This is a genomic window from Oceanispirochaeta sp. M1 (genome assembly GCF_003346715.1).
GTDB lineage: Bacteria > Spirochaetota > Spirochaetia > DSM-2461 > DSM-2461 > Oceanispirochaeta.
This window is the reverse complement of record NZ_QQPQ01000030.1, coordinates 30,219-52,241: the sequence shown is the minus strand read 5'-3', so window position 1 is coordinate 52,241 and position 22,023 is coordinate 30,219. Positions and strand designations below refer to the sequence as shown.

Here is a 22,023-nt window from a genome sequence, read left to right as displayed (position 1 = left end):
TAATATCCTCTTCCTTTTTTGTCAATCTGAAAGAGGCGATGTATGGCATTTATCCAATAATAAATAACGAACCTTGAGTTTTTCACTAAATTATTTGACATAATAGATATGTGAATGTATTCTGGACAGAATATGTCTGAGGAATCAAAGACAAAAGTGTCTAAAACACAAAATTTGTCCAACATGTCGAACAACATCAATAAAACCCTGAAAATGCTAAAAGGGAGTAAAAATCAGACTCTCAGCCGATCTGCCCGTAAAAGGATCATCGAGTATATCAAAAAAAATGAAGTTCAGCCCCATGATGCTCTTCCTACAGAAGCAGCCTTTATGGAGATTCTTGATGCCAGCAGGCATACAGTAAGAGAAGCCCTTGTTCTGATGGAACAGGAAAACCTTATTTACAAGATTCAGGGCAAAGGGACTTTTCTAAAAAAACGCCCTATTCATATAGAAAGCGGCCTGGAGAAACTGGAGAGTATTACTGAGGTAGTTGAAGGCTATCACCTGACACCCGGTACCCAGTGGATCGGTATTGAGATAAAGAACCCCACCGAGCAGATGATCGAAGAACTGAAAATCGAGCCCAGTGAGAAGGTAATCACGTTCAAGAGAGTCAGAACAGCCAACGGTAATCTGGCGTCCTATTGTGTTGATACCATGCCCCTGAAATATTTTGAGACCATACCCCATGAAATTGATGAAGAATCCCTTTTCGCATATCTGGAGAAGAATCTTGGTATTTATATTGAGAGTGCAGTCTCCTACATTGTCCCCACCCTGCCTACAGGAGAGATGACACATGAACTGGGAGTTTCCCAGGATCAGCTCTTTCTCTTATTACAGCAGATTCATTTTGACAGCAAAGGGAGTCCTGTGATCTTTTCCAATGATTATTTTCAACCCGATATTTTTAAATTCAAAGTTAATAGAACACGTTAAGAGGTAGTAATGAGCAAGATTATTTCAATGCAGTACGAAGAGGGAGTTCTGAAACTGATAGATCAGAGAAAACTTCCCGCAGAGTTTGTCTATTTTGAGTGCAGAACTTATACGGAAGTTGAGTTTGCCATTAAAGATATGGTCGTCAGGGGAGCTCCTGCAATCGGAGCGACTGCTGCCTATGGTGCCCTGCTGGCAGCCCGTCAGTTTATGGCTGAATATCCTGATGATCGCCCCCGCTTCCTTTCGGAAATGGAAAAGGCTCTGAATTTCCTGAACAATTCCAGACCCACCGCAGTAAACCTGATGTGGGCCGTTAAAAAAATGAAAGACTGCCTAGTGACCAACGCTGATTCCTCAGATTCAATAATGATGGATAAGATTCAAGGTCTGGCAGATAATATTCTGAAAGAAGACAAAGAGCTCTGTACTCAAATGGGTAAACATGGAAATACCATTATCCCCCAGGGAGCCACTATCCTTACCCACTGCAATACAGGGGCTCTCGCGACAGCCGGACCCGGAACTGCTCTGGCAGTTGTAAGAGAAGCTCATAATACGGGTAAAAATATCAATGTATATGCCGATGAGACCCGTCCCAGAATCCAGGGTGGACGTCTGACTGCCTGGGAACTGATGCAGGAAAAGATTCCTTCCAAGCTTATTGTAGACAGCACAGCAGCAACTCTGATTAGAGACGGTAAGATTGATGTAATTCTTGTAGGAGCCGACCGTATTGCCAATAACGGAGATGCGGCCAATAAAATCGGAACATTTATGCTCTCAGTTATTGCGAAGACATACAACGTCCCCTTCTATGTGGTTGCTCCGGTTACAACTATCGACTTCGAAATGAAGAGCGGTGATGAAATAGAGATTGAAGAGAGAGATGCATCAGAAATCACCCACATAAATGGAGTGCAGATCGCACCTGAGGGGATGGAAGTATACAACCCCGCTTTTGATGTTACTCCCAATGAAAATATCACTGGAATCGTTACAGACCAGGGAATCATCTATCCTCCGTTTAAGGAAGGTATTGCCGGTCTAAAGGAGTCTTCCCTGTGAGTTCGACAGCCAATGCTATAGAAATCAAAGATCTTTCGTTTCGCTATAAAAGTGAAACCGCAGAGAAAAACCCCCTGGCCCTTGAAAATATCTCAATGGATGTTAAAAAGGGTGAGTTTATTGTAATCATGGGTCCCAGCGGTGCCGGAAAATCAACACTGGCCAACTGTCTGAACGGTCTTGTTCCCCATTTCCAGAGAGGAGAGTACGAGGGAGAAGTAAAGGTCGGTGAACTTATTGTAAAAAATGAAAAGGTCGGACGAATGTCCAAAGAGATCGGTCTGGTTTTTCAGGACTTCGAAGCTCAGCTCTTTTCAACTAATACCATGCTGGAACTGGCCTTCGGCCCGGAGAACTTCGGAGTTCCCCGGGAAGAGATACACAGCCGGATCACAGAGGTTCTGAAAACAGTTCAGCTCGAGGGTTTTGAAGGACGACAGCCCTCTACCCTTTCCGGGGGACAGAAACAACGTCTGGCTATCGGTTCCATTCTGGCCACCAAGCCCGAAATTATCTGTATGGATGAGCCTACTACCGACCTTGACCCTGTAGGTAAGATGGGGATCTTCAAGATTGCCAAGCATCTTCACTCGGACAGCGAGTTCACTCTCCTTATTATCGAACATGAAACTGAAGAAGCTCTCCATGCTGACAGACTGATCCTTATGGAAAACGGTGTAATACTCAAAGATGGTATTCCCAGGGATATCCTGAAAAATATCGGCCTTACCGATAAAATCGGTATCCAGTCATTACAGGTTCCCAAGTTTTTCAATGATCATCTTAAAACTGATTCTGCCGATCTTCCCATGACTCCCGAAGAGGGATTCACCGCCTTCCAGAAAATGGGCATTTCCATGAATGATGAGGCCTATGAAAATCTACTTAAAGCCGATGAGCAGCGGGAAGCATCCTATGGAGAAGTGCTTATTGATGTAGAAGATCTTGTTCATGTCTATCCCAACCAGAACAAGGCCCTCAAGGGAGTCAGCCTTCAGATCCGCAAGGGTGAATTCCTGGCTGTACTCGGGCACAACGGCAGTGGTAAGACCACTTTAGTAAAACACTTCAACGGTCTTCTTTCTCCCAGTGAGGGAAATATCATTGTGGGCGGGAGAAACACAAGGGAATCTACAATATTCGAAATCGGCAAGACAGTGGGTTATGTATTTCAGAATCCCGATCATCAGATCTTCTCGGATACGGTGTTTGAAGAGGTCTCCTTCAGCCCCAAACTGAGAGGCTGCAGCAAGGAAGAGATTAAAATACGTGTAACAGAGGCCCTCAAGGCTGTGGGTATGGAAGGAAGTGAAGAGGAAGACCCGTTCTCCATGACCAAGGGTCAGAGACAGAGAATTGCGGTTGCATCGGTTCTGTCAGCCAAACCAGAGCTGATCATTCTTGATGAACCCACCACCGGACTGGACTATAAAGAACAGCGCCAGATGATGGAGCTTATACAGAATCTGAATAAACAGGGACATACCATAATCATGATAACCCATACAATGTGGGTTGTTGCCGAATATGCTCATAGAGTAGCCGTTATTAAAGATGGAGAAATGAGCATGTATGGAAAAACAAGAGACGTTTTCAAAGATGAAGACACTCTGATGGAGTCCTATCTGAAAACCCCGCATATAGTCAATTTAAGTAACAAACTCGGTAAAACGATTCTGTCTGTGGATGAGCTGAAAAGCTGTGTTAGAGGAGATTTAAGCTAATGGATATGTTTTTATACCTTGATAAAGATACATTTCTGCACCGTCTTGATCCCAGGACCAAGATGTGCGTCATGATGTGCTCTTTTATTATAGCCCTCAGCTTTACATCACTGTATGTTCTCGCCGGGCTGTCTGTTCTGATTATTGCCTATGGCATGGCCGGCAAGGTTCTCAGTAACCTGAAACGTATCTGGTTCATCCTTGTTATGATCTTTATAATGTCAATTGTTCTTTGGTCCCTTACTTTTGGAGGTCCCACAAAGCTTTGGGGACCTATAACATTGGAAGGAATTGAGTTCGGTATTATGACTGGAATCCGATTTGATATCATGATTGTATCAGGAATGATTTTTCTCAGTGCTTCCAAAATTGAGGAGATATCCCTGGGGCTGGTCAAGATGAGACTTCCCTACCGTGGAGCCTTTGCCTTTTCCACTGCTATCCGTCTTGTTCCCATGATTGTAGCCACAAGCTACACCATTGCGGAAGCTCAGAAATCAAGAGGTCTGGATCTGGAGTCGGGCAATATATTTCAGAGAGCCAAAAAATTTGTACCCCTCCTGGTACCTACTCTGATCTCCGTTATCAGAGGGACGAATGTATTTGCCATGGCTCTGGAATCAAAGGGATTCGGATATTCAGAAGAGAGAAGCAATTATATGGATATCCATTTTAAAAAGAGTGATTCCATAGTTTTTACTATATCTTTAATTCTGACAATCGGAATCATAATTGCAAAGTACTTGTATTTCTAGAGTTTTTTTTCAGGGATCAGAAGGATTCGGATTTATCCCGGATTCTTTCAGATATAGTACTACTTAACAATCAGATTAGTAATCTGAGGAGGAAAGAAAGTGAAAGATGTTTTCAAGATGTGGAAAGAGACAAAAATGGTTGTTCTCGTCGCCCTGTGTGCGGGTATCTACGCAGCGGTACTGATTCCTTTTAAGGGATTTGTAATTATTCCCGGATTCACAGAGTTCAGACCTGCCAGTGGTTTACCCATTATGATGGGACTTCTCTTCGGCCCCGCCGGAGCATGGGGTGCAGCTATCGGTAACCTGATCGGTGACTTCTTCGGTTCATTGGGAATCGGCAGTACATTCGGCTTTGTAGGAAACTTCCTGTTTGCCTACATTCCTTATAAAATCTGGAGAAACATCGGTATTCTGAAAGCTGATGAGCAGGAACCCAGTCTCAAATCCGGAAAACAGATCGGTATGTTTGTACTCGTATCTTTTCTAGGAGCAGCAGCATGTGCTCTCTTTATTGCATGGGGTCTGGACCTTCTACAGATGGTTCCCTTTGCAGCACTGGGAACAATCATCACTGCAAACAACTTTATCCCCTCTATCGTTCTGGGAATCCCTCTGACTCTGATTCTGTATCCCAGAATCAAAAAATGGCACCTTCTATGGACAGATATTATGCCCGAAGAAGATATTCCTGAGATCAATGCAAAAACAAGAATATCAGCCATTCTTATGATTATTCTTATTCCTGTTGGACTTATCGGTGGTCTGTTTTTCGCTCTCGGCGGTGGACAGGAAATGTTTGCAGCTGGATTCGGTGCCGGTGGCGCTGGAAATATGGGTGTAGCCGTAGTAGCCGGAGTCGGTGCAATCGGTATGATTGTTGCTGGCCTAATCGAGTAATATTATATTTAACGAATAGGCTCCTGAATCAATTCGGGAGCCTTTTTTATCAGGCGAGGAGATTCCATTGAAAAAAGAAGATTATAAATTTGATACCCTGTCCATTCATGGCGGCGGGGATCACAAAAATCCAAAAAACGCTCTCAACCCCCCCATTTTTCAGACATCCACCTTTGTTTTTGACAGCACAGATCATGTTGATGATGTTATGTCCTTCAAGAGCGATGACTATGTCTACACCAGAGGCAACAACCCTACTCTGAGACTCTTCGAACAGAGAATGTCTGTACTGGAAAACGGTACTTCCGCCGTAGCCTTTGCTTCAGGAATGGCCGCCATCAGTTCTGTACTCTTCTCCTTAACCAAACCCGGAGACAATATCCTGGTTCACAGGACAATATACGGCTCATCCTACAATGTTGTGACCAGTCTTCTTCCTAAATACAATATCAACTGCCGTATTCATGACCTGTCAAAGACAGATGAGCTGGAAGAAGCTATCGATGAAAATACAAAAGTGATCTACTTTGAAACACCAAGTAATCCCAACCTCTCAATTATTGATATCAAAAAAATCACCTCCTTTGCGAAAGCAAAAGGTATAAAAGTCGTTATAGACAATACATTTGCAACTCCCTACTTTCAGAGACCCCTTGAAATGGGAGTAGATGTTGTCGTTCACTCTGCCACAAAATATATTTGCGGACACGGTGATGTTGTAGCCGGAGTAGCTGTTGCAAGGGATGATGAATATATTCAGACTCTGAAATTCGACTATATGTGTGAGTTTGGCGGCGTTCTCAGCCCCTTCAATGCATGGCTTCTTCTTAGAGGACTCAAAACACTTGGTGTCAGAATGAGACAGCATGAAAAGAATGCAATGGCCATAGCCCGCTACCTTGAAGCACACCCCAAAGTCACATCCGTTGCCTACCCGGGTCTTGAATCCTTCGAAGGACACAAGATTGCCGCCGAGCAGATGAGCGGATTCGGTGCAATGATCAGCTTTGAAGTTGACGGTGGACTGGATAAGGCTAAAAAAGTGGTCAACAGTGTTCAGCTGGCACAGCTGGCTGTAAGTCTGGGAGACTGTGAGACCCTGATTGAACTTCCTGCAGCCATGACCCACAGAGGTTATGACAAAGCTAAGCTGGCAGAGTTCGGCCTGACCGAAAGTATGGTCCGCATATCTGCAGGACTGGAAGATGTAGACGATATAATCGCGGATCTGGAACAGGCACTGGCCCAAATCTGAGTATCAGACCCTCAGACCCTACCGGGGTGAGATCTTACTCACTCTGGCAGGACCTGAGACTATTATGGAGATAAAAAAAATGAATATACTGCTTCAAGGCGGACAGATCCTGACAATGGCTCAGGAAGAACCGGAAATATTACAGACTGATATCGGAATCACAGATGACCGGATAGCATTTATCGGTGATATCCCTGCCGGCTTTAAGGCTGATAAGACAATTGATGCTTCTGAATCACTTATCATGCCGGGACTGGTTAATGCCCATACCCATATCTCCATGTCCCTCCTGCGAAACTATGCCGACGACCTCCCCTTCTGGGAATGGCTGATGGATAGAATCATGCCCGTTGAAGATAACATGACCTCAGACTTTGCCTATCATGGAGCCCAGCTGAGTATTATCGAAATGATACGAAGCGGAACCACCACCTTCGCTGATATGTATTTTTTCATGGAACGGGCTGCCCAGGCAGTTGATGAGAGCGGTATGCGTGCCAATCTCTCAAGGGGAGCCACATTCCTCAACGGTGATGAGGATCTCGCAAAGCTTGAAGAATCAGAGCATTTTTTCAAAGAATGGAACGGAAAAGCTGACGGCCGGATTAAGGTGGATATTGCACCTCACGCTCCATACACATGCCCCCCCAAATATATAAAAATGATGGGTGAACTGACAAAGAAACTGGGATGTAATACCCACATTCATCTTTCAGAAAGCCGCAAAGAAGTGGAAGACAGCAAAGCAGAACATGGTAAGTCACCCATAAAGCATGTTTTTGATCTAGGGCTCTTCGATTCCAGAACATATGCAGCTCACTGTGTTCACCTCAGCAGTGAAGACATTAAAATCATAGCAGAAAACAATGTCTCTGTAGTCAATAATCCCGGCAGCAACATGAAGCTGGCAAATGGATTTGCTCCTGTGACCAAACTGCTTGAAGCAGGTGTGAATGTAGCCCTGGGTACAGACGGATCAGCCAGTAATAACAACTTGAATATGTTTGAAGAAATCAACCTTGCAGCCCTGGTGAATAAGGCAGTAGAAGAAGAACCCACAGTTGTTCCTGCATACACAGCTCTCAAAATGGCAACAATAAACGGAGCCAAAGCCCTTGGACTTGAAAATGAAATCGGAACATTGGAGAAGGGCAAGAAAGCCGATATGATCATGATTGATCTGAAAAAGGCCCACTTCTATCCCCGTTACAACCTGGTATCTTCCCTGGTTTATTCGGCACAGGGCTCGGATGTGAAGACAGTCTTCTGTAACGGTAAAATACTGATGGAAGATTACAAACTACTCACAATGAACGAAGAGATTGTCTGTGCCAATGCAGAAATCTCAGCCAAGAAGATGACAGCAGGAGATAATAAATGAGAAAAGCAATCATCGGCGGAACCGGTGTCTATGATACTCCCGGAATGACCCGCAGTGAAACAGTTGAGACTAAATACGGCAGCGTTGAGGTTGAAATAGTAAAATGGGAAGGTGAAGAGATCGTCTTTCTGGCAAGACATGGAAAGGGACACTCCGTCCCTCCTCACCTGATCAACTACAGAGCCAATATGATGGCACTGAAACAGCTTGAAGTAAGCCACATCTATGCAACTTGTGCAGTTGGCTCCTGCAATGAGAAATATATCCCCGGCGACACAGTGGTTATGAATGACTTTCTGGACTTCACGAAAGTCAGACCAGTCACATTCTTTGACGGTGAAGAGGGTGTCAAACACACCGATATGTCAGATCCCTACTGCAAAAACCTGCGAGCCCTTTACTATGAAGAAGCTGCAAAAGATAAAGTAACAGTGAAGGGAAATGCCGTATATGTCTGTACCGAAGGTCCCCGTTTTGAGACTGCTGCCGAAATCCGAATGTACAAGCAAATGGGTGGAGATGTTGTCGGCATGACAAATGTTCCTGAAGTACAGCTGGCCAAAGAGATGAAGATGTGTTACTCCGCTATCGGTATAATTACAAACTGGTGTACTGGAGTGATAAGTGATGAAATTGTCGGTCACGATATAATGGCAACCATGGCCTCCAATAAGGATGCTATGACAAAAATATTCCTTTCAATTCTTTCCAATAATCCCCAAAGGGACAAATGCTCCTGCCGGAATGCAATAATGGAGATGTAATCCTCTTTAAGATTTTTTATTCTTTATTATAGAACTCCTGAAAGTGATATCACATACGATATCACTTTCAGGCGCATTCACACGGCTGTAATTGTGATATCACATACGATATCACTTTCAGGCTCATTCACACGACATTACTTGGATCTACGCTTAAGTACTGCTTCAACTGGAGAGAGAATTGTATGCATCCCTTCAGCCTGAAATTTTTCACGGGCCAGAAGAGACAGATAGAGTTCAGTACAGGCTTCCTTATATGATATATCCAGCAGTTGAGAAATTATCCGGCTTCCCCTATCTATCAGTTTCTTATTAGTGGGATCAAGTTGTATCATCCAATTTCCACGTATGCGTCCCATCATTGCCATTGTACCCGTACTCACTGTATTAAAAATCAGTTTAACTGCCAGGTGCTGCCAAAGAGAGATCGGACTTTCAGGTAAATTCAGGAAGACAGAAAAATCAATCATACCATCCGGTTTGTTCCCGGGACTTCCCAGAAATATTGTTTTGCCGTCTTCGGGCACTCCGGCAAGGCTGGAGGCACCATCCACACAAATCTTTAAATTTAGAAAAATGGAACAATCTCTTCTTCTGGGATCTTCCTCATGGCCAATCAGATATCGGGCAATTTCACTGCTGTCCAGAACAGGGGGATTGTCTGTTACATTCAGGGGGGCATCCATTTCCATATAATCTTTCCGCAGCCAGTTCAACCCCCGGGGAGAACGTCTAAGCATCCTTACCCAGGCTTCTTCTGCCTCATGATCCGGGTCCCTGGCAAATGCCCAGGAGATAGCGGATGTACTGTCATCACATGCCCGAAAAGGAGGCAGCATAAAGGTGGGAGAACGCTCTGTTGTATCACTGAATATATCAAGGAGATATGGACCTGCCAGATAGGTAAGTCTTCCTCCCTGCTCATAAACATTCTGCTCTTCTTCTGCCCAGGCTGCCATTCCCTCAAGAGCACTATCACTACTGAGATCTCTAATTAATGCAGCGAAGAGATTTGCATAGTCAGTATTCTCGGGAGTTTCAATTCCAACAGATTGCTTAAGACCACACTCCATGGCAGCAGCTATTACAAGCATTTCCATTGTTGTGGCCTGCATTCTGGTAGAACCTGAAAGAGACATAGATCCCGTATAAAGATCCAGGACCGTGACCTGTTCATCGTTAATAGCCCTGCGGCAGCGTTCCAGACGGGAGGTCATAACAGAAGCGGGATTATTAAAAGCCAGAAAGACACGGCATCCTCTTTTGCGGCCCTCAAAAACAGTACCAAGAACAGAAGAAGTCTCTCCTCCTTCAGAGATGGCGATAATCAGGTCATCCTCAGCAAGGTTCAGGTCCTGAACCTGCCGGGCACCGAAGGCTTCATAGTCTTCAAAGTTTTCTACGGCTCTGATAAGAGCACGATCACCACCAGTCATAATACTGCAGGCAAGATCTGCACATACCAGGTTCTCATCGCTGTCATCGCTTCGGCGGGAAGCATCTCCGGACTCAACCCCTGCACGGTCTTCCCAGAACTGTCTCCACATCTCCTCAAGCATCATACTCAGGCGTCCAGTGCTTCCGCAGCCGGTAAAGCATACACGTCTCTTATGTACTGCAGCATCTTCAAAAGCTTTACAGAGCTCTTCGTAGGGTTCAGAAAGAAATATACGCCTTGCCACTGAAGGAATATCACGATCCACATCAAGGAGTAGTTTCAATCCTGCCTTAGTATCTTCCTGAATCACAGAACTCAGCTGATTTGTGTAAGGATGAGACTGTTCTGTGGGAATAAATCCCAGCTGAAACTGCTCCTCATCTCGAATAAATGTCTCTGCCCTTTTTTCAGCTTCCTGTAGAAGCCTGTTGTCAGTTGTAAGGTAATTATAGTCGGGTTGGTTTTTCATTTGAGAGCTCCAGCAGTCATTCCCTTGATAAAATATTTGGATAAAAATAGATAGAGTATAAGCATAGGGAGAATAGCAATAGATAATGATGCAAACAGCAGATGCCAGCTGATCTGATACTGTCCAAAGAAGACACTCATCCCCAGGGGTAGAGTTTTCAGTTTATTTGACTGAATAAAGACCAGTGGAAAGAAAAAATCATTCCACACCGGCACAGCATTATAGATAGTGACCAAAGCGATTGAAGGGGCAGTCAGAGGCATAATGATCTGCCTGTAAACCATCCATTCATTGGCGCCGTCTATCCGGCCGGAGTCTTCGAGATCATGGGGAATAGTCTTCATAAATCCAGTAAGGATAAAGACCGTAGAGGGCATACTCATGGCCGTAAAGATCAATATCAGAGCAAGAGGATTATCCATCAGTCCCAAATTCCGAACCAGCATAAAAAGGGGAATTATTGCAGCCTTAAGAGGGAGCATAATACCTGCCAGGAAGGCCAGATAAATAAAAGTAGACAATTTATAATCATATCGGCAGATACCGAATGCGGCCATAGAGCCGAGTAATAATACGATACCGATAGAGATACCAGTCACATATATACTATTAAAGAAATACCGGCCGAAGCCCCCTTCTCCCCAAACCTCAACGTAATTGGAAAACAGCCATTTTTCAGGCATCGCATAAGGAGTTTTAAATATTTCACGGCTTGTCTTGAAGCTGGAAATAATCATATTGAGCAGAGGATAAAAAATAAGGATTGCATAACTTATCAACATAATCTGGAAAATTATAATCAGAGTCTTCTGGAGTATTGAGGCTCCCCTGAACTTTAACTGTCCAATCATAATTCCACCTCCTTGCCTTTGAATGAGATAATACTCAAGGCACTGAAAAAGAAGGTTAGAACATAGATAACAACTGCAATTGCCGATCCTATACCGACTTCAGGCAGGCCTGAATCAACGGCTCCAAATGCGGTTCTGTAGAATAATGTTCCCAGAGTATCTGTGGAATAATATGGCCCTCCTTCCAGGCCGGCCATTGTATAGATCTGTTCAAATACATTGAGACTTCCAATGAGAGTCAGCACTGTGATAACCATAATAGAAGGCATGATCAGGGGAATCATAATATGGGTAAACAATCTGCCTTCCCCGATGCCGTCCAGGTATGAAGCTTCCACAACCTCTTCGGGAACAGCATTGAATCCCGCATAGAAAACAAGTGTCGGGAATCCAACCCATCGCCAGATATTCACTGCGATGATACTGGGTGTTGCGAGAGCTTCGTCTCCAAGCCATGCCCGGGTCCAACTCTGCAGACCTACATCTTTGAGAAATCTGTTTATGATTCCCATATTGGGGTTCATGTAAAGACTCCAGAGAAATCCTACGGCTACAATAGAAAAGAGTACAGGAATAAAAAACACCCGCTGATAGACAGCGGAACCTGCAATTTTCTTATATAAAAGGTATCCAAAAAGAATACCCAGGGAATTCTGAATTAACATAGTAGAGAGAAACCACTGTATATTGTTTCCCATGGCATTAAAAAAGCGGTCTTTATAAGGATACTGATTAAATATCTTATGAAAATTTTCCATCCCCACAAACTGATCGCGGGCAATACTTTTCCATGAAAACATACTGTTGTACATGGACATAAAAAGAGGTGCCACTATAAATACAAGGACAATAAGAAGCCCCGGGAGAACAAAAAATGTTATCCATAATGACTGGTGTTTAGTTTTTTTCATTTATTTTTCCAGATGAAATGCACAGCGCCGAAGCGGAATGGCATGTCTGTAAGATACCACCTGCCGTCAGACAGCAGGTGGTTAAGAATGCTATTATTACTTAAAAGGTTTATACCAGGTGGCAACACCTTCCTGGACCTGATCAACGACTTCATAACTGTCAATGCTGTCAGCTAAAAGTCCCTGCAGAGTACTCTGAATAAGAGATGATCCTGTAGGCTGTTCGTAACGAAACCCTACAAGCATGATATAGGGAGTAGAGTTTTTATTCAGTTCTCCCAATTTTTTAAGATAGGGATCTGTAAACTGTACTCCGGGTACATCTGATTTCTGTTTCAGGTTATCAGCAAGATACTGACCTGCCTGTGAACTTGCCATAAAACTCAGGAACGCGGCGGCGGCTTCAGGGGCTTCTGTTTCAGCATTCATACCGAAAGATCCATCAAGGAAAGCAGATGCATAGCGTGTATCACCTGCTTTGGCTACGGGTCCTGCAAATACATCATATTCCATATCAGGATTCTGAGCACTGAAATAACCGGCTTCCCAGCTTCCGCCGATAAAGTGTCCGGCCATTTCATTGATAAAAAGCATCTGCATATCTGTATAGGCAATTCCCATAAAGTTATCGGGCATATAAGGACGGAGTTCCTGAAGTTTTTCAAGTGAAGTTCTGTAGCGGTCATCAGTGAAATCTGTTTTTCCTGAAGTCAGGTCTGCAAAATAATCGTTTGCTCCATAGAAGTTAGGACAGATAACACCCTGAAGTACTTCTAATGTCCATCCGTCTTTTCCACCATTGGCAAGAGGAGTGATTCCAGCTTTTTTCATGGTTTCAAGGTTAGCAAGAAATTCGGCCCAGGTTTCAGGAACACTCAGGCCAAGCTCTTTATACATAGCCTTGTTGTAGTAAATGACCAGGGTCTGGCTTGCAAAAGGAACACCATAGATTTTCCCGTCAGAAATACTGGTGGCACCTCGAACTGCATTTTCACTGAAATTCTTAAGAGCAGGTACTTTATCATCCAGAGGCATGAGGTAACCGGGCTGTGCATATGTTTCCAGTCCGCCATAGGCTTTGAGATGAATAATATCGGGCCCGCTGCCGCCTTTGATAGCTGCCGACAGAACTGTATTATATTCAGTATTTTTATAAGCTGTGAAATTCACATCTATTCCCGGATTCTTCTCACGGAACTGATCAATAAGGTTGTTATAAATATCAACGTCTTCTGTTCTCCATGACCAAAAGTCAAGAGTTACCATTTCTTCTACGGCTTTATCCTCGGCAGGAGAACTCTCCTGGCCTCCTGCTGCAAATACCGAAAAAGCTATGAGACACATTAAAACACTCAATAAGAATTTCTTTACCATTTCTCCATCCTTTGAATAGGTTTGTTGTTTTTCCTACTATCTACTATAGGAGGACAATTCTTCATCTGTCAACTGAAAAATGAATCTGAGAAAAAATTGAGCATATAGATTAAGATTTTAAAGACTTTTAATATTAAAGCTACGTTCCTGGAGGATTTGACGTATCGCTGAATGCTGGGCACCCGCAGCTACTGCCCAATCGGGATCTGAACTGTTATGTATATTCATTACAGCTTCCCCCCCGTTAAAGTTGCTCTCTTTTGAAATATTTGCTGTAATCTTTTGACACAGTTCATCTCTGTAATCATCAACATCTCCACCTAATACAATATCATTACAGCCTGTTACATTTGCAATAAGTGCCAAAGACCTTCCAAGGTTGTGAATAAACAAATGATTATCCCTATCTTCCTGTCCTTCAGCCGGCTGCAGGAGATGTGTAATTGCACGGCCATGCATTATTTCATCATTATGAATAACACCTATACCCACTCCGATATCCCGATGTGCACATGCCGAACGTTTTTCTATAAGTACAAGAATAAGATCTTTCTTACGCAGCTTGTTTGCTTCACCCAAAGCACAGGCCTGGGCATCATTAAATAACACGATAGGTACATTTAAGACTGTTTCCAGAGGTTCTGAAACAGATAAAGGGTCAAAAATCTGCAGTGCATAGGAGAGTGTAATCTCCTGTTTTGCATTATCAACAGAACCACTGACTCCGAGTCCAACCGTAGCCAGACCGGCGAGCATGGGATATTTCTCTTCAATGGTCTTTCTAAAACGTGCAAGTTCAACTGCTAGAGAATTAATTGCTCCTGGACCATATACGTCTATAGGGATATCTTTTTCATCCAGATATTGTCCGCTTAAATCGGCTGCATACAATCGAATAGACGGAACAGTCAGTTCAACTCCTATTGCATAGGAATATCCACTGCGTATATTCAATAAAACAGGAGGACGTCCTCCCCTGGGTCTTGAAGAGTTGGCAGAATTCTCTTCGAGCATTTTATTCTGAATCATCCAGTCGGCAAGACTTCCAACTGTAGAGCGATCCAATCTCAACTCCCGGGCCAGGTCAGCACGACTCTGCCCCGGGAATCGCCAGAGGCTGCCAAGGATTCTGAATATATTGTCGCGCTTCAATCTGTGCTGTACTGCCATTTTGTTGGAACTCCTACAAACCAAGGATACAAGGATATAGCCAAATGGTCAAATTGAATAACATATCTAATTTATGGATGTAAAGTGATATCAAATGTGATATCACTTTCAGGTGAATTCACCCGGTAGCAAATGTGATATCACATACGATATCACTTTCAGGCGCATTCACCCGGTAGCAAATGTGATATCACATACGATATCACTTTTGGTTACAATTCACACGTCAGGGGGTTGGAAGTCCCCTCCCTTCCCGGAACTAAAAAAGCTGTCTGATTCCGATGATCAGATAAACAGCAATAACTCCACTAACGGACAACTTGAACAATATGCCTAAAAGAGTTCCGGTAAAAACACCCAGTGCAGCTTTCAGAGGATTTTCGTTCTCTTTATTAAAGAGAATCTCTCCCAGAAATGCTCCGGCAAAGGCTCCGATAAATACACCTAAGGGAGGAAAGAAGATCATCCCCAGGAGCATCCCGGCGACAGAACCCCAGGTTCCACCTTTCCCGGCACCTGCTTTTTTTGAGGCAAGCACAGGAAAAATATTATCCAGGAATTGTGATATAAGAGCCAGGACTCCCAATATAACCAGAAGCCGGGGTCTATATAGAGTGAAGCCGCCGGGCAGTGAGACTATCAGCAATGAGGCAAAGCTGAGTACAGGCCCGGGCAGAACAGGAACGACACAACCGATAATCCCCACAACCAGTACAAGGATAGCGAATATTAAAGCCAATATTTCTAAAATCATATTCATAATTATATACACTTAGCGTGGAAATTGAATTATTTTTTTGACCTTTGCCAAAGCCTGACAAAGTCGGTCTATCTTCCGAAATCCCAGCCGGCTTTAATCATGGCAAGATAATGACTGTCAGGGATGTAATCGGGGACAGAGTTCCCTGTTCCAAGGGCATAACCGGGTCTGCCGGATGTCCGCTCAAGCATGGCAATGGATCTCTTATAAACTTCTTCTTCACTGTGGGTGATTATGAAATCCACATCTATTCCGCCAAGGACAGCAATACGGCCTCCATATTCCTCATAGGCTTCTTCAACCGGTTTTATATTGTCCTCATATGAGTGTTTGGCTTCATAGCCGAGGTCTTCAATCACCACTTCCATAATATCAGGATAAAGGTTCCCGCAGGAGTGTAAAATCGCAGGCAAACCTGCTCCATGGATGATTGAAGTAATTTTTCTATGCCATGGATAGAGATACTTTTCCATCTGATCAGGAGAGAGGAGAGGCTGGGTATTGAATCCCCAGTCGTCATTGCTGATTACTGAACCTACAGCGGGATATTCACAGAATAGACTGTAATATTCACAGATCAATCCCCCTACCCTGTCAAAAACAGCTTTAACCAGCTCCGGATCATCTACCATCATATAGCAGAGATTCTCATAACCCATCAGCTCAATTACATTCTCCTCAACTCCGCCGGGACCGCTGGGTATGATTTTCATACCGTCGGGAATGTATGGATCAATCTTATCCATAACGCTGAAGTCCATATTCTCAATCCGTGGCCAGGGAAAGGCTTCAAAACTTTCCCAGTCGGAGATCAGCCCCCCGTTCATGGATACTGAGGAAGTCTTATGACGGTCTTTTACCTGAAAAGAAAAGCTGTCGGGTTCGAAGAATACAGCATAATCATACCCGGCCTTCTGGTAGGCGATAATACTTCTTACAACAGAAAAGAGCGCTGGGTCCTGCGGGATGGGTGTATCACCGCATAAAAGGTCATAAAGCCTGTCATTCAGGAAAAACTCCCAGAATACAGGTCTGTCCGGAACTTCTTTATTCAGTACTTTTTCCAGCTGAGAAAAATCAGCTTCTTTTGATCCGTCGGGCAGCCACATAGCAATGCTCCTAAAAATTGTTTCTGATACTGTTTATATCTGATCTAATTCTAAGCCTTTATGCTGAGAAGTGAATGGATAAAAGGGATATAATGTATCCATTTCGATACATTATGATTAGAATATCAACTATGGATAATTCAAAATCAAGTATGTGTGGGTCTGAGAAAACCTCCCGCAGATCAGGATTAAGTATGCCCGGTTATGAGGAGGTCACCCCTTGTCTGGAATGGCTGCGGCCTTATGTAAGGCAGTGTGGAAATTCTCCCCGTGGTAACTGGAAGATGGAGAGACGCAGGCTGCTTGATTTCCTGCTTGTCTATATTGAGAAGGGTTCAGGACAGTTCACGGTAGGCCCTAACGGATATGATGCAAGTGCGGGAGATCTATTCTGGATACCACCGGATACTGAACACAGCATGGAGGGAACAGGGGGGGTTATGGTCTGCCCCTATATCCATTTTGATCTGATTTACCGCTACCCTGAGAGTCATTGGGAATTCTCCATCCCCTCGGGTGTCAATAATCTGGATGATTATACTCCTATGGCCCATCCGGCGATTCCAGAGTCTCTCTTCAGCAGAATTCCAGGACGCTCCCGGCTCTACAATCACAGACAGATAGGCAGTCTTATAAATACAGTCTGCCGTGAGGCTGCAGTCGCTCACGAGGCACACACGATGGCTCTTTCAGGGCTGATGATGCAGATATGTACTGAGATACTGAGAGGTTTGAATGGGAAGAATGAAACAGAAAATGAGCGTTATATAGCGGTGATGGAAGCAGCCTCATCATTTGTCCAGAACAATCTGGCGGAAGAACTGACAGTAAGGGATCTTGCGGAGAATGCGAACCTTTCGGAGGCCTACTTCCGCAGGCTGTTTGCGGCACAGTATGGTCTTTCCCCGGGGCGCTACATCCGGCAGCTGAGGATTGCCCGGGTAAAAGATCTAATGACCTACACCGACAATTCTCTCTCTGAGATAAGTCTGCTTTGCGGCTTTGCAGATGTTCACTCCCTGTCAAAGGCTTTTAAAAAGGCTGAGGGTGTCAGCCCCCGGGAATATAGAAAGTTCGGACGGAACCTGGTATTTACTTCAGGTCGGGAGAAGGCATACCCCGGTTGATTGATTCCGCATAGACTACTGCAGATTCAATATCATCGAAGATACGCTTTTCCTCTATCATGTTCTGATTGAGGAATTTCTTCTTTACAGCAGGATTCACCCCGGAGAAGATAAGCTGAATATCCTTCTTTTCAAGTTCCCTGATTATCATCTTAAGCTTAACGAGTCCCGATGAGTCTACAATTGGAACATAACGAAAACGGAGTATCAATGTACTCTGATGAGATTTCAGGGTTCTTGATATATTAAGCAGATGATGAACAGAACCGAAGAACATGGGTCCGTTTAATTCATAAATAACAATCCCTTCGGAGTACTCCCCAATTTCGTGGGAAAATATTTTCCCCTCCACTGTCTTAGTACTCATCAGCGGATTCAGTTCCACCGAGTCGGACATCCTTTTCATAAAAAGGATTACTGAGAGCATAAAACCAACAGGAATGGCTATGGTAAGGTCCATAAAAAGGGTAAGAAAAAAGGTAGCCAGAAGCACCATGGCTTCATAGATATTGACTCTGAGAATATTAAAGAACTCTCTGAGCTCAGCCATATTCCATGCCACCATAAAAAGTATTCCCGCCAGTGTCGACATGGGGATGTATTTTACCACGGGCATGGCGATCAGATAAATCAACAGCAGGGTCAGGGCATGTACGATTCCTGCAATTGGTGTTCTGCCGCCGTTGTTGATATTAGCTGCGGTTCTGGCTATTGCCCCTGTTGCAGGGAGTCCGCCGAACAAGGGAGTGATCACATTGGCCAGCCCCTGGGCTATAAGTTCTATATTGGAGCGGTGTTTCCCTCCGATCATCCCGTCGGCAACAACCGCAGAGAGAAGAGATTCCAGGGCTCCGAGGATGGCGATGGTAAAGGCCGGTGCAATATAGCTGCTGAGAGTATTCAGTGAAAATTGGGGTATTGCGGGGATAAATCCACTGAACTCCATAGTACCGAATCGGGTATATATGGTCTCCACCGGAAGGTTCGCCGCGGCGCTGATAACAGTAGTTATGACAATGGCTGCAAAGGCGGCGGGAACTTTACGGGTAAGCCTGGGTAATAACAGAATAATGGCAATGGTCACTAGACCGATTAAAACAGAATAGAAACTGCTCTGATTTATATGCCTTATATAAAAGATCCATTTATTAAGGAATGCATCCGGCACTGCTGCCTGCAGGCCAAGGAAATCCTTTACCTGAGTAGTAAAAATAATTATGGCAATAGCTGTTGTAAACCCTGTGATTAATGTCTGAGGTATGTATTTTAAAAGTGATCCAAGGCGCAATACACCCATCAGGATCAGAATGACACCGGCCATCAGGGTTGATATAAGGAGTCCTTCATAGCCGTACTGGCTCTGAATAGAGAGGATGATAACAATAAATGCCCCGGTAGGACCTCCGATCTGAACCCTGCTGCCTCCAAAGAAGGAGATTATGAAACCGGCAATAATGGCTGTCAGTATCCCCTTTTCCGGGGTGGATCCCGAGGCTATGGCAAAGGCGATTGCCAGAGGCAGTGCAATGATCCCCACCAGGATTCCCGAAGAGATATCCTTTTTAAGCTGCCCGGGTCTGAGACCCTGCTTCAGACAGGTAAACAGTTTAGGAGTCATTTCAATATTCATTCGTCATTTCCTTGATTTAAAAATCTATAGGGGGCTGCAGGAAGTGTGAACCTGCAGTCCCTTTCTGCAATACAGAATTAACAGCTATGAGCCAGTACTGCTTCATCCCGGCGTATCTGTTTCCGCTCAAAACGCTGGAGTATACTCTGCGCAGTGACTTCACCCAGGAGTCTGCCCTGAGAGTCAATAACAGGAATTTCCCCACAGCAATCATCTATAAGGGGAACAATATCGGTGAGAAAACTGTCCACTGAGATGGATGTGAATTCTGTCTCCATTATATCGGAGATCCGTACTGTTTCAATATTATCCAGAAATTGATTCAGACCTTTCTGATCAACGAAGGGGATATATCCTCCCAGATATCGGATCAGATGCCTTTCGCTGATAATTCCGCGAAGGACATCATTCTCATCCATCATATAGTAGTTGGTGCTGGTAGAATCTCTCAGCTGATTATTCAGAAGGACTTTAAGGGTATCGTCGGATGAAACAGTATTCAGTTCTTTATTGCTTAACAGTTCTGTAATATGTGTATTTTTCATAATTTGCTCCGTGTGTTTGATCATTCGGCTGCAGAGCAGCGCTTTAAAGATTGATCGTTACAGGAGGGGCTCTCTGATTTAGGAGCCGTGTGCATACCCGGGATTTATCAGAAGTCCCGAAGCTGTGATATAAACGTGACTTGATTAGGCCTACCGGAGCTCTGTCTGCTACGGTGACGGCAGTCTGGAATATGATTCTGGAACGGACTCTGCACCGGCTCTCTTCTTCCCCTGCATCTCCCATATGAAGAGCATTTTCAAGATGATCACCATCGGGGAGTTCACTCCGGCTGAATACTGCCTGACCACCGGCTTCATCCTCTGAAAAATTCTGAAGGATGTCTGCTGTGACAAAACTGAGAATAAAGATAAAAAGTGAGGCTGTAGCCAGGAAATTCCTCATAAGGGTATAGGAACATACCTGGATGGACCGTGTCAATGCGAAAACACATCTTTTTACTCCATATAACGGCATTTAACAGAATATAGAGCCTTTCAAAGCCCTACTATCATCCACAAAATATGCAACATAGAGGGGGCAGGAGGACCATACCCGCGAAGAGGCAGCCCCCGTTCATAAGGATGGGAAGACGCCCGAATTATGATTAATTGTGTAACCGTTACATGTGGCATATCTATTTACAGATCACAGGAACGGGTGCTTAATAATAATCAGAGTTTTAATGTCTAAATGGGAGTGACAGTGACCGATCTTACAATATTGATTTTAGATGATGATCAATCCATCACTATGCTTTTGGAAAGTATTATCTCCTCGCGGTACAAAACGATTGTTACAAATAATGCTCATCATGCCCTGGAGAAGATGCATGAGAACACTGTTGATCTGATGCTTGTAGATTTCAATATGCCCGAGATGTATGGAACTGAGTTTATAAGCAGAGCCAGAGAAATACAGCCTGATGTCGCTTCAGTGATCATTTCAGGAAACAGAGATATTGATACGGCCATAGATGCCCTGCATACAGGGGTTTTTGATTTCATTCAGAAGCCTTTCAGGGATATCTCGACCCTGTATCAGGTGATAGAGCAAGCTCTTGAGAAAAGAAAACTGATAATTGAAAACAGACTCTATAAAGAAAATCTTGAGCAGATGGTTCAACAGAGAACCAAAGAGCTGGAAAACAATAACAGGGAGCTTCATCGGTCTCGAAGCCGGATCATCGGAATTCTCTCCCGTGCTGCAGAATATAAGGACTATGAGACCGGTCAGCATTTTTTGAGGGTTTCAGAATATTCGAGAATTATTGCCACAGGACTGGATCTTGAAGAAGATCTGATAAATATAATCCACCAGGCAGCTCCTGTACATGACATAGGGAAGATAGGAATTTCCGAAAAGATTCTCCTGAAACAAGGCAAGCTCACAGATATTGAATTTGATGAAATGAAGAGACACTGCGAGTTTGGTGAGGAAATATTGAAAAGTGAATCTCTTGATAGCAATGATATGCTATATGGGAATGGAACATTCGATGACTTCTCCTTCTCCGATAAACTGCTGGAAACTGCAGCCCGGATTGCTAAATCACATCACGAACGAATTGATGGAAGCGGTTACCCCGAGGGCCTCAGAGGTGATGAGATACCCCTGGAAGCCAGAATTGTTGCAATAGCCGATGTCTATGATGCCCTGGGAAGCAGCCGTGCTTATAAAACGGCCTGGAGTGAAGAGAAATGCCAGGAGTTTATCAGAGAAAACTCGGGAGTCCTTTTTGATTCTCAGGTTGTTGATTCTTTCTTCAGAAATATTGATTTAATTCTTGATCTCAAGGCTGAGATTATGGAGGAGAGTAAAACATGCTCTTATTTAGCTTGATAACAGCTTG

20 protein-coding genes are annotated in these 22,023 nt (G+C 44.0%); 10 read left to right on the top strand and 10 right to left on the bottom strand.

Annotation, left to right across the window (positions count from 1 at the left end):
* Window positions 1-183 precede the first annotated feature (183 nt).
* The 8 genes from DV872_RS18770 (at window position 184) to DV872_RS18735 (ending at window position 8,789) form a co-directional block, all read left to right on the top strand.
* Complete coding sequence (locus DV872_RS18770; protein ID WP_199563516.1) at window positions 184-942, top strand: GntR family transcriptional regulator; 759 nt, start codon at window positions 184-186, stop codon at window positions 940-942.
* A 9-nt stretch (window positions 943-951) separates the two neighbouring features.
* Entirely contained in the window at window positions 952-2,010 is a 1,059-nt protein-coding gene (gene mtnA / locus DV872_RS18765) for an S-methyl-5-thioribose-1-phosphate isomerase (RefSeq protein WP_114631493.1), read from the top strand.
* A complete protein-coding gene (locus DV872_RS18760) occupies window positions 2,007-3,734 on the top strand; it encodes an ABC transporter ATP-binding protein (RefSeq protein WP_233516437.1) in 1,728 nt (575 codons plus the stop codon). Before mtnA ends, DV872_RS18760 begins: the two co-directional genes overlap by 4 nt.
* Window positions 3,734-4,489, top strand: coding sequence for an energy-coupling factor transporter transmembrane protein EcfT (locus tag DV872_RS18755; RefSeq protein WP_114631492.1), 756 nt, complete (start codon window positions 3,734-3,736; stop codon window positions 4,487-4,489). The genes DV872_RS18760 and DV872_RS18755 overlap by 1 nt, the downstream gene beginning before the upstream one ends.
* 99 nt (window positions 4,490-4,588) lie before the next feature.
* Window positions 4,589-5,389 carry a QueT transporter family protein gene (locus DV872_RS18750; RefSeq protein ID WP_114631491.1) on the top strand — a complete coding sequence of 267 codons (801 nt, stop codon included), beginning with the start codon at window positions 4,589-4,591 and terminating at the stop codon, window positions 5,387-5,389.
* A 67-nt stretch (window positions 5,390-5,456) separates the two neighbouring features.
* A complete protein-coding gene (locus DV872_RS18745) occupies window positions 5,457-6,644 on the top strand; it encodes a PLP-dependent aspartate aminotransferase family protein (protein WP_230391606.1) in 1,188 nt (395 codons plus the stop codon).
* 79 nt (window positions 6,645-6,723) lie between these two features.
* Window positions 6,724-8,025 carry an amidohydrolase family protein gene (locus DV872_RS18740; RefSeq protein WP_114631507.1) on the top strand — a complete coding sequence of 434 codons (1,302 nt, stop codon included), beginning with the start codon at window positions 6,724-6,726 and terminating at the stop codon, window positions 8,023-8,025.
* A complete protein-coding gene (locus DV872_RS18735) occupies window positions 8,022-8,789 on the top strand; it encodes an MTAP family purine nucleoside phosphorylase (protein WP_114631489.1) in 768 nt (255 codons plus the stop codon). Before DV872_RS18740 ends, DV872_RS18735 begins: the two co-directional genes overlap by 4 nt.
* A gap of 137 nt (window positions 8,790-8,926) precedes the next feature.
* On the opposite strand, the gene DV872_RS18730 is transcribed toward DV872_RS18735, so the two are convergent.
* From DV872_RS18730 to DV872_RS18700, 7 genes are all read right to left on the bottom strand, one after another.
* On the bottom strand, window positions 8,927-10,696 hold the full coding sequence (locus tag DV872_RS18730; RefSeq protein ID WP_114631488.1) for a sugar phosphate isomerase: 1,770 nt from the start codon (window positions 10,694-10,696) through the stop codon (window positions 8,927-8,929).
* The gene (locus DV872_RS18725) at window positions 10,693-11,547 is read right to left on the bottom strand and encodes a carbohydrate ABC transporter permease (protein WP_114631487.1); all 855 of its coding nucleotides are present in this window, start codon (window positions 11,545-11,547) and stop codon (window positions 10,693-10,695) included. Before DV872_RS18725 ends, DV872_RS18730 begins: the two co-directional genes overlap by 4 nt.
* Window positions 11,544-12,458 (bottom strand): carbohydrate ABC transporter permease, encoded by a 915-nt coding sequence (locus DV872_RS18720; protein ID WP_114631486.1) that lies wholly within the window; start codon window positions 12,456-12,458, stop codon window positions 11,544-11,546. The genes DV872_RS18725 and DV872_RS18720 overlap by 4 nt, the downstream gene beginning before the upstream one ends.
* A gap of 96 nt (window positions 12,459-12,554) precedes the next feature.
* Window positions 12,555-13,832: an extracellular solute-binding protein gene (locus tag DV872_RS18715; protein ID WP_114631485.1), complete on the bottom strand. Its 1,278-nt coding sequence runs from the start codon at window positions 13,830-13,832 to the stop codon at window positions 12,555-12,557.
* A gap of 117 nt (window positions 13,833-13,949) precedes the next feature.
* Window positions 13,950-15,002: an ROK family transcriptional regulator gene (locus DV872_RS18710; protein ID WP_114631484.1), complete on the bottom strand. Its 1,053-nt coding sequence runs from the start codon at window positions 15,000-15,002 to the stop codon at window positions 13,950-13,952.
* Window positions 15,003-15,261: 259 nt separating this feature from the next.
* Complete coding sequence (locus tag DV872_RS18705) at window positions 15,262-15,756, bottom strand: DUF456 domain-containing protein (RefSeq protein ID WP_158547055.1); 495 nt, start codon at window positions 15,754-15,756, stop codon at window positions 15,262-15,264.
* Between the two features lie 74 nt (window positions 15,757-15,830).
* Entirely contained in the window at window positions 15,831-16,871 is a 1,041-nt protein-coding gene (locus tag DV872_RS18700) for a uroporphyrinogen decarboxylase family protein (protein WP_114631482.1), read from the bottom strand.
* Between the two features lie 131 nt (window positions 16,872-17,002).
* Here DV872_RS18700 and DV872_RS18695 point away from each other — a divergent pair, with 131 nt between their 5' ends.
* A complete protein-coding gene (locus DV872_RS18695; RefSeq protein WP_158547054.1) occupies window positions 17,003-17,998 on the top strand; it encodes an AraC family transcriptional regulator in 996 nt (331 codons plus the stop codon).
* Here DV872_RS18695 and DV872_RS18690 read toward each other — a convergent pair.
* From DV872_RS18690 to DV872_RS18680, 3 genes are all read right to left on the bottom strand, one after another.
* Window positions 17,964-19,628 (bottom strand): SulP family inorganic anion transporter, encoded by a 1,665-nt coding sequence (locus DV872_RS18690; protein WP_114631480.1) that lies wholly within the window; start codon window positions 19,626-19,628, stop codon window positions 17,964-17,966. The genes DV872_RS18695 and DV872_RS18690 overlap by 35 nt on opposite strands.
* A 77-nt stretch (window positions 19,629-19,705) precedes the next feature.
* Window positions 19,706-20,173 carry an HPP family protein gene (locus DV872_RS18685; protein ID WP_158547053.1) on the bottom strand — a complete coding sequence of 156 codons (468 nt, stop codon included), beginning with the start codon at window positions 20,171-20,173 and terminating at the stop codon, window positions 19,706-19,708.
* A 43-nt stretch (window positions 20,174-20,216) separates the two neighbouring features.
* On the bottom strand, window positions 20,217-20,648 hold the full coding sequence (locus DV872_RS18680) for a hypothetical protein (RefSeq protein WP_147283209.1): 432 nt from the start codon (window positions 20,646-20,648) through the stop codon (window positions 20,217-20,219).
* A gap of 228 nt (window positions 20,649-20,876) precedes the next feature.
* Between DV872_RS18680 and DV872_RS18675 the strand changes: the two genes are divergently transcribed.
* Entirely contained in the window at window positions 20,877-22,013 is a 1,137-nt protein-coding gene (locus DV872_RS18675) for an HD domain-containing phosphohydrolase (protein WP_158547052.1), read from the top strand.
* Window positions 22,014-22,023 lie beyond the last annotated feature (10 nt).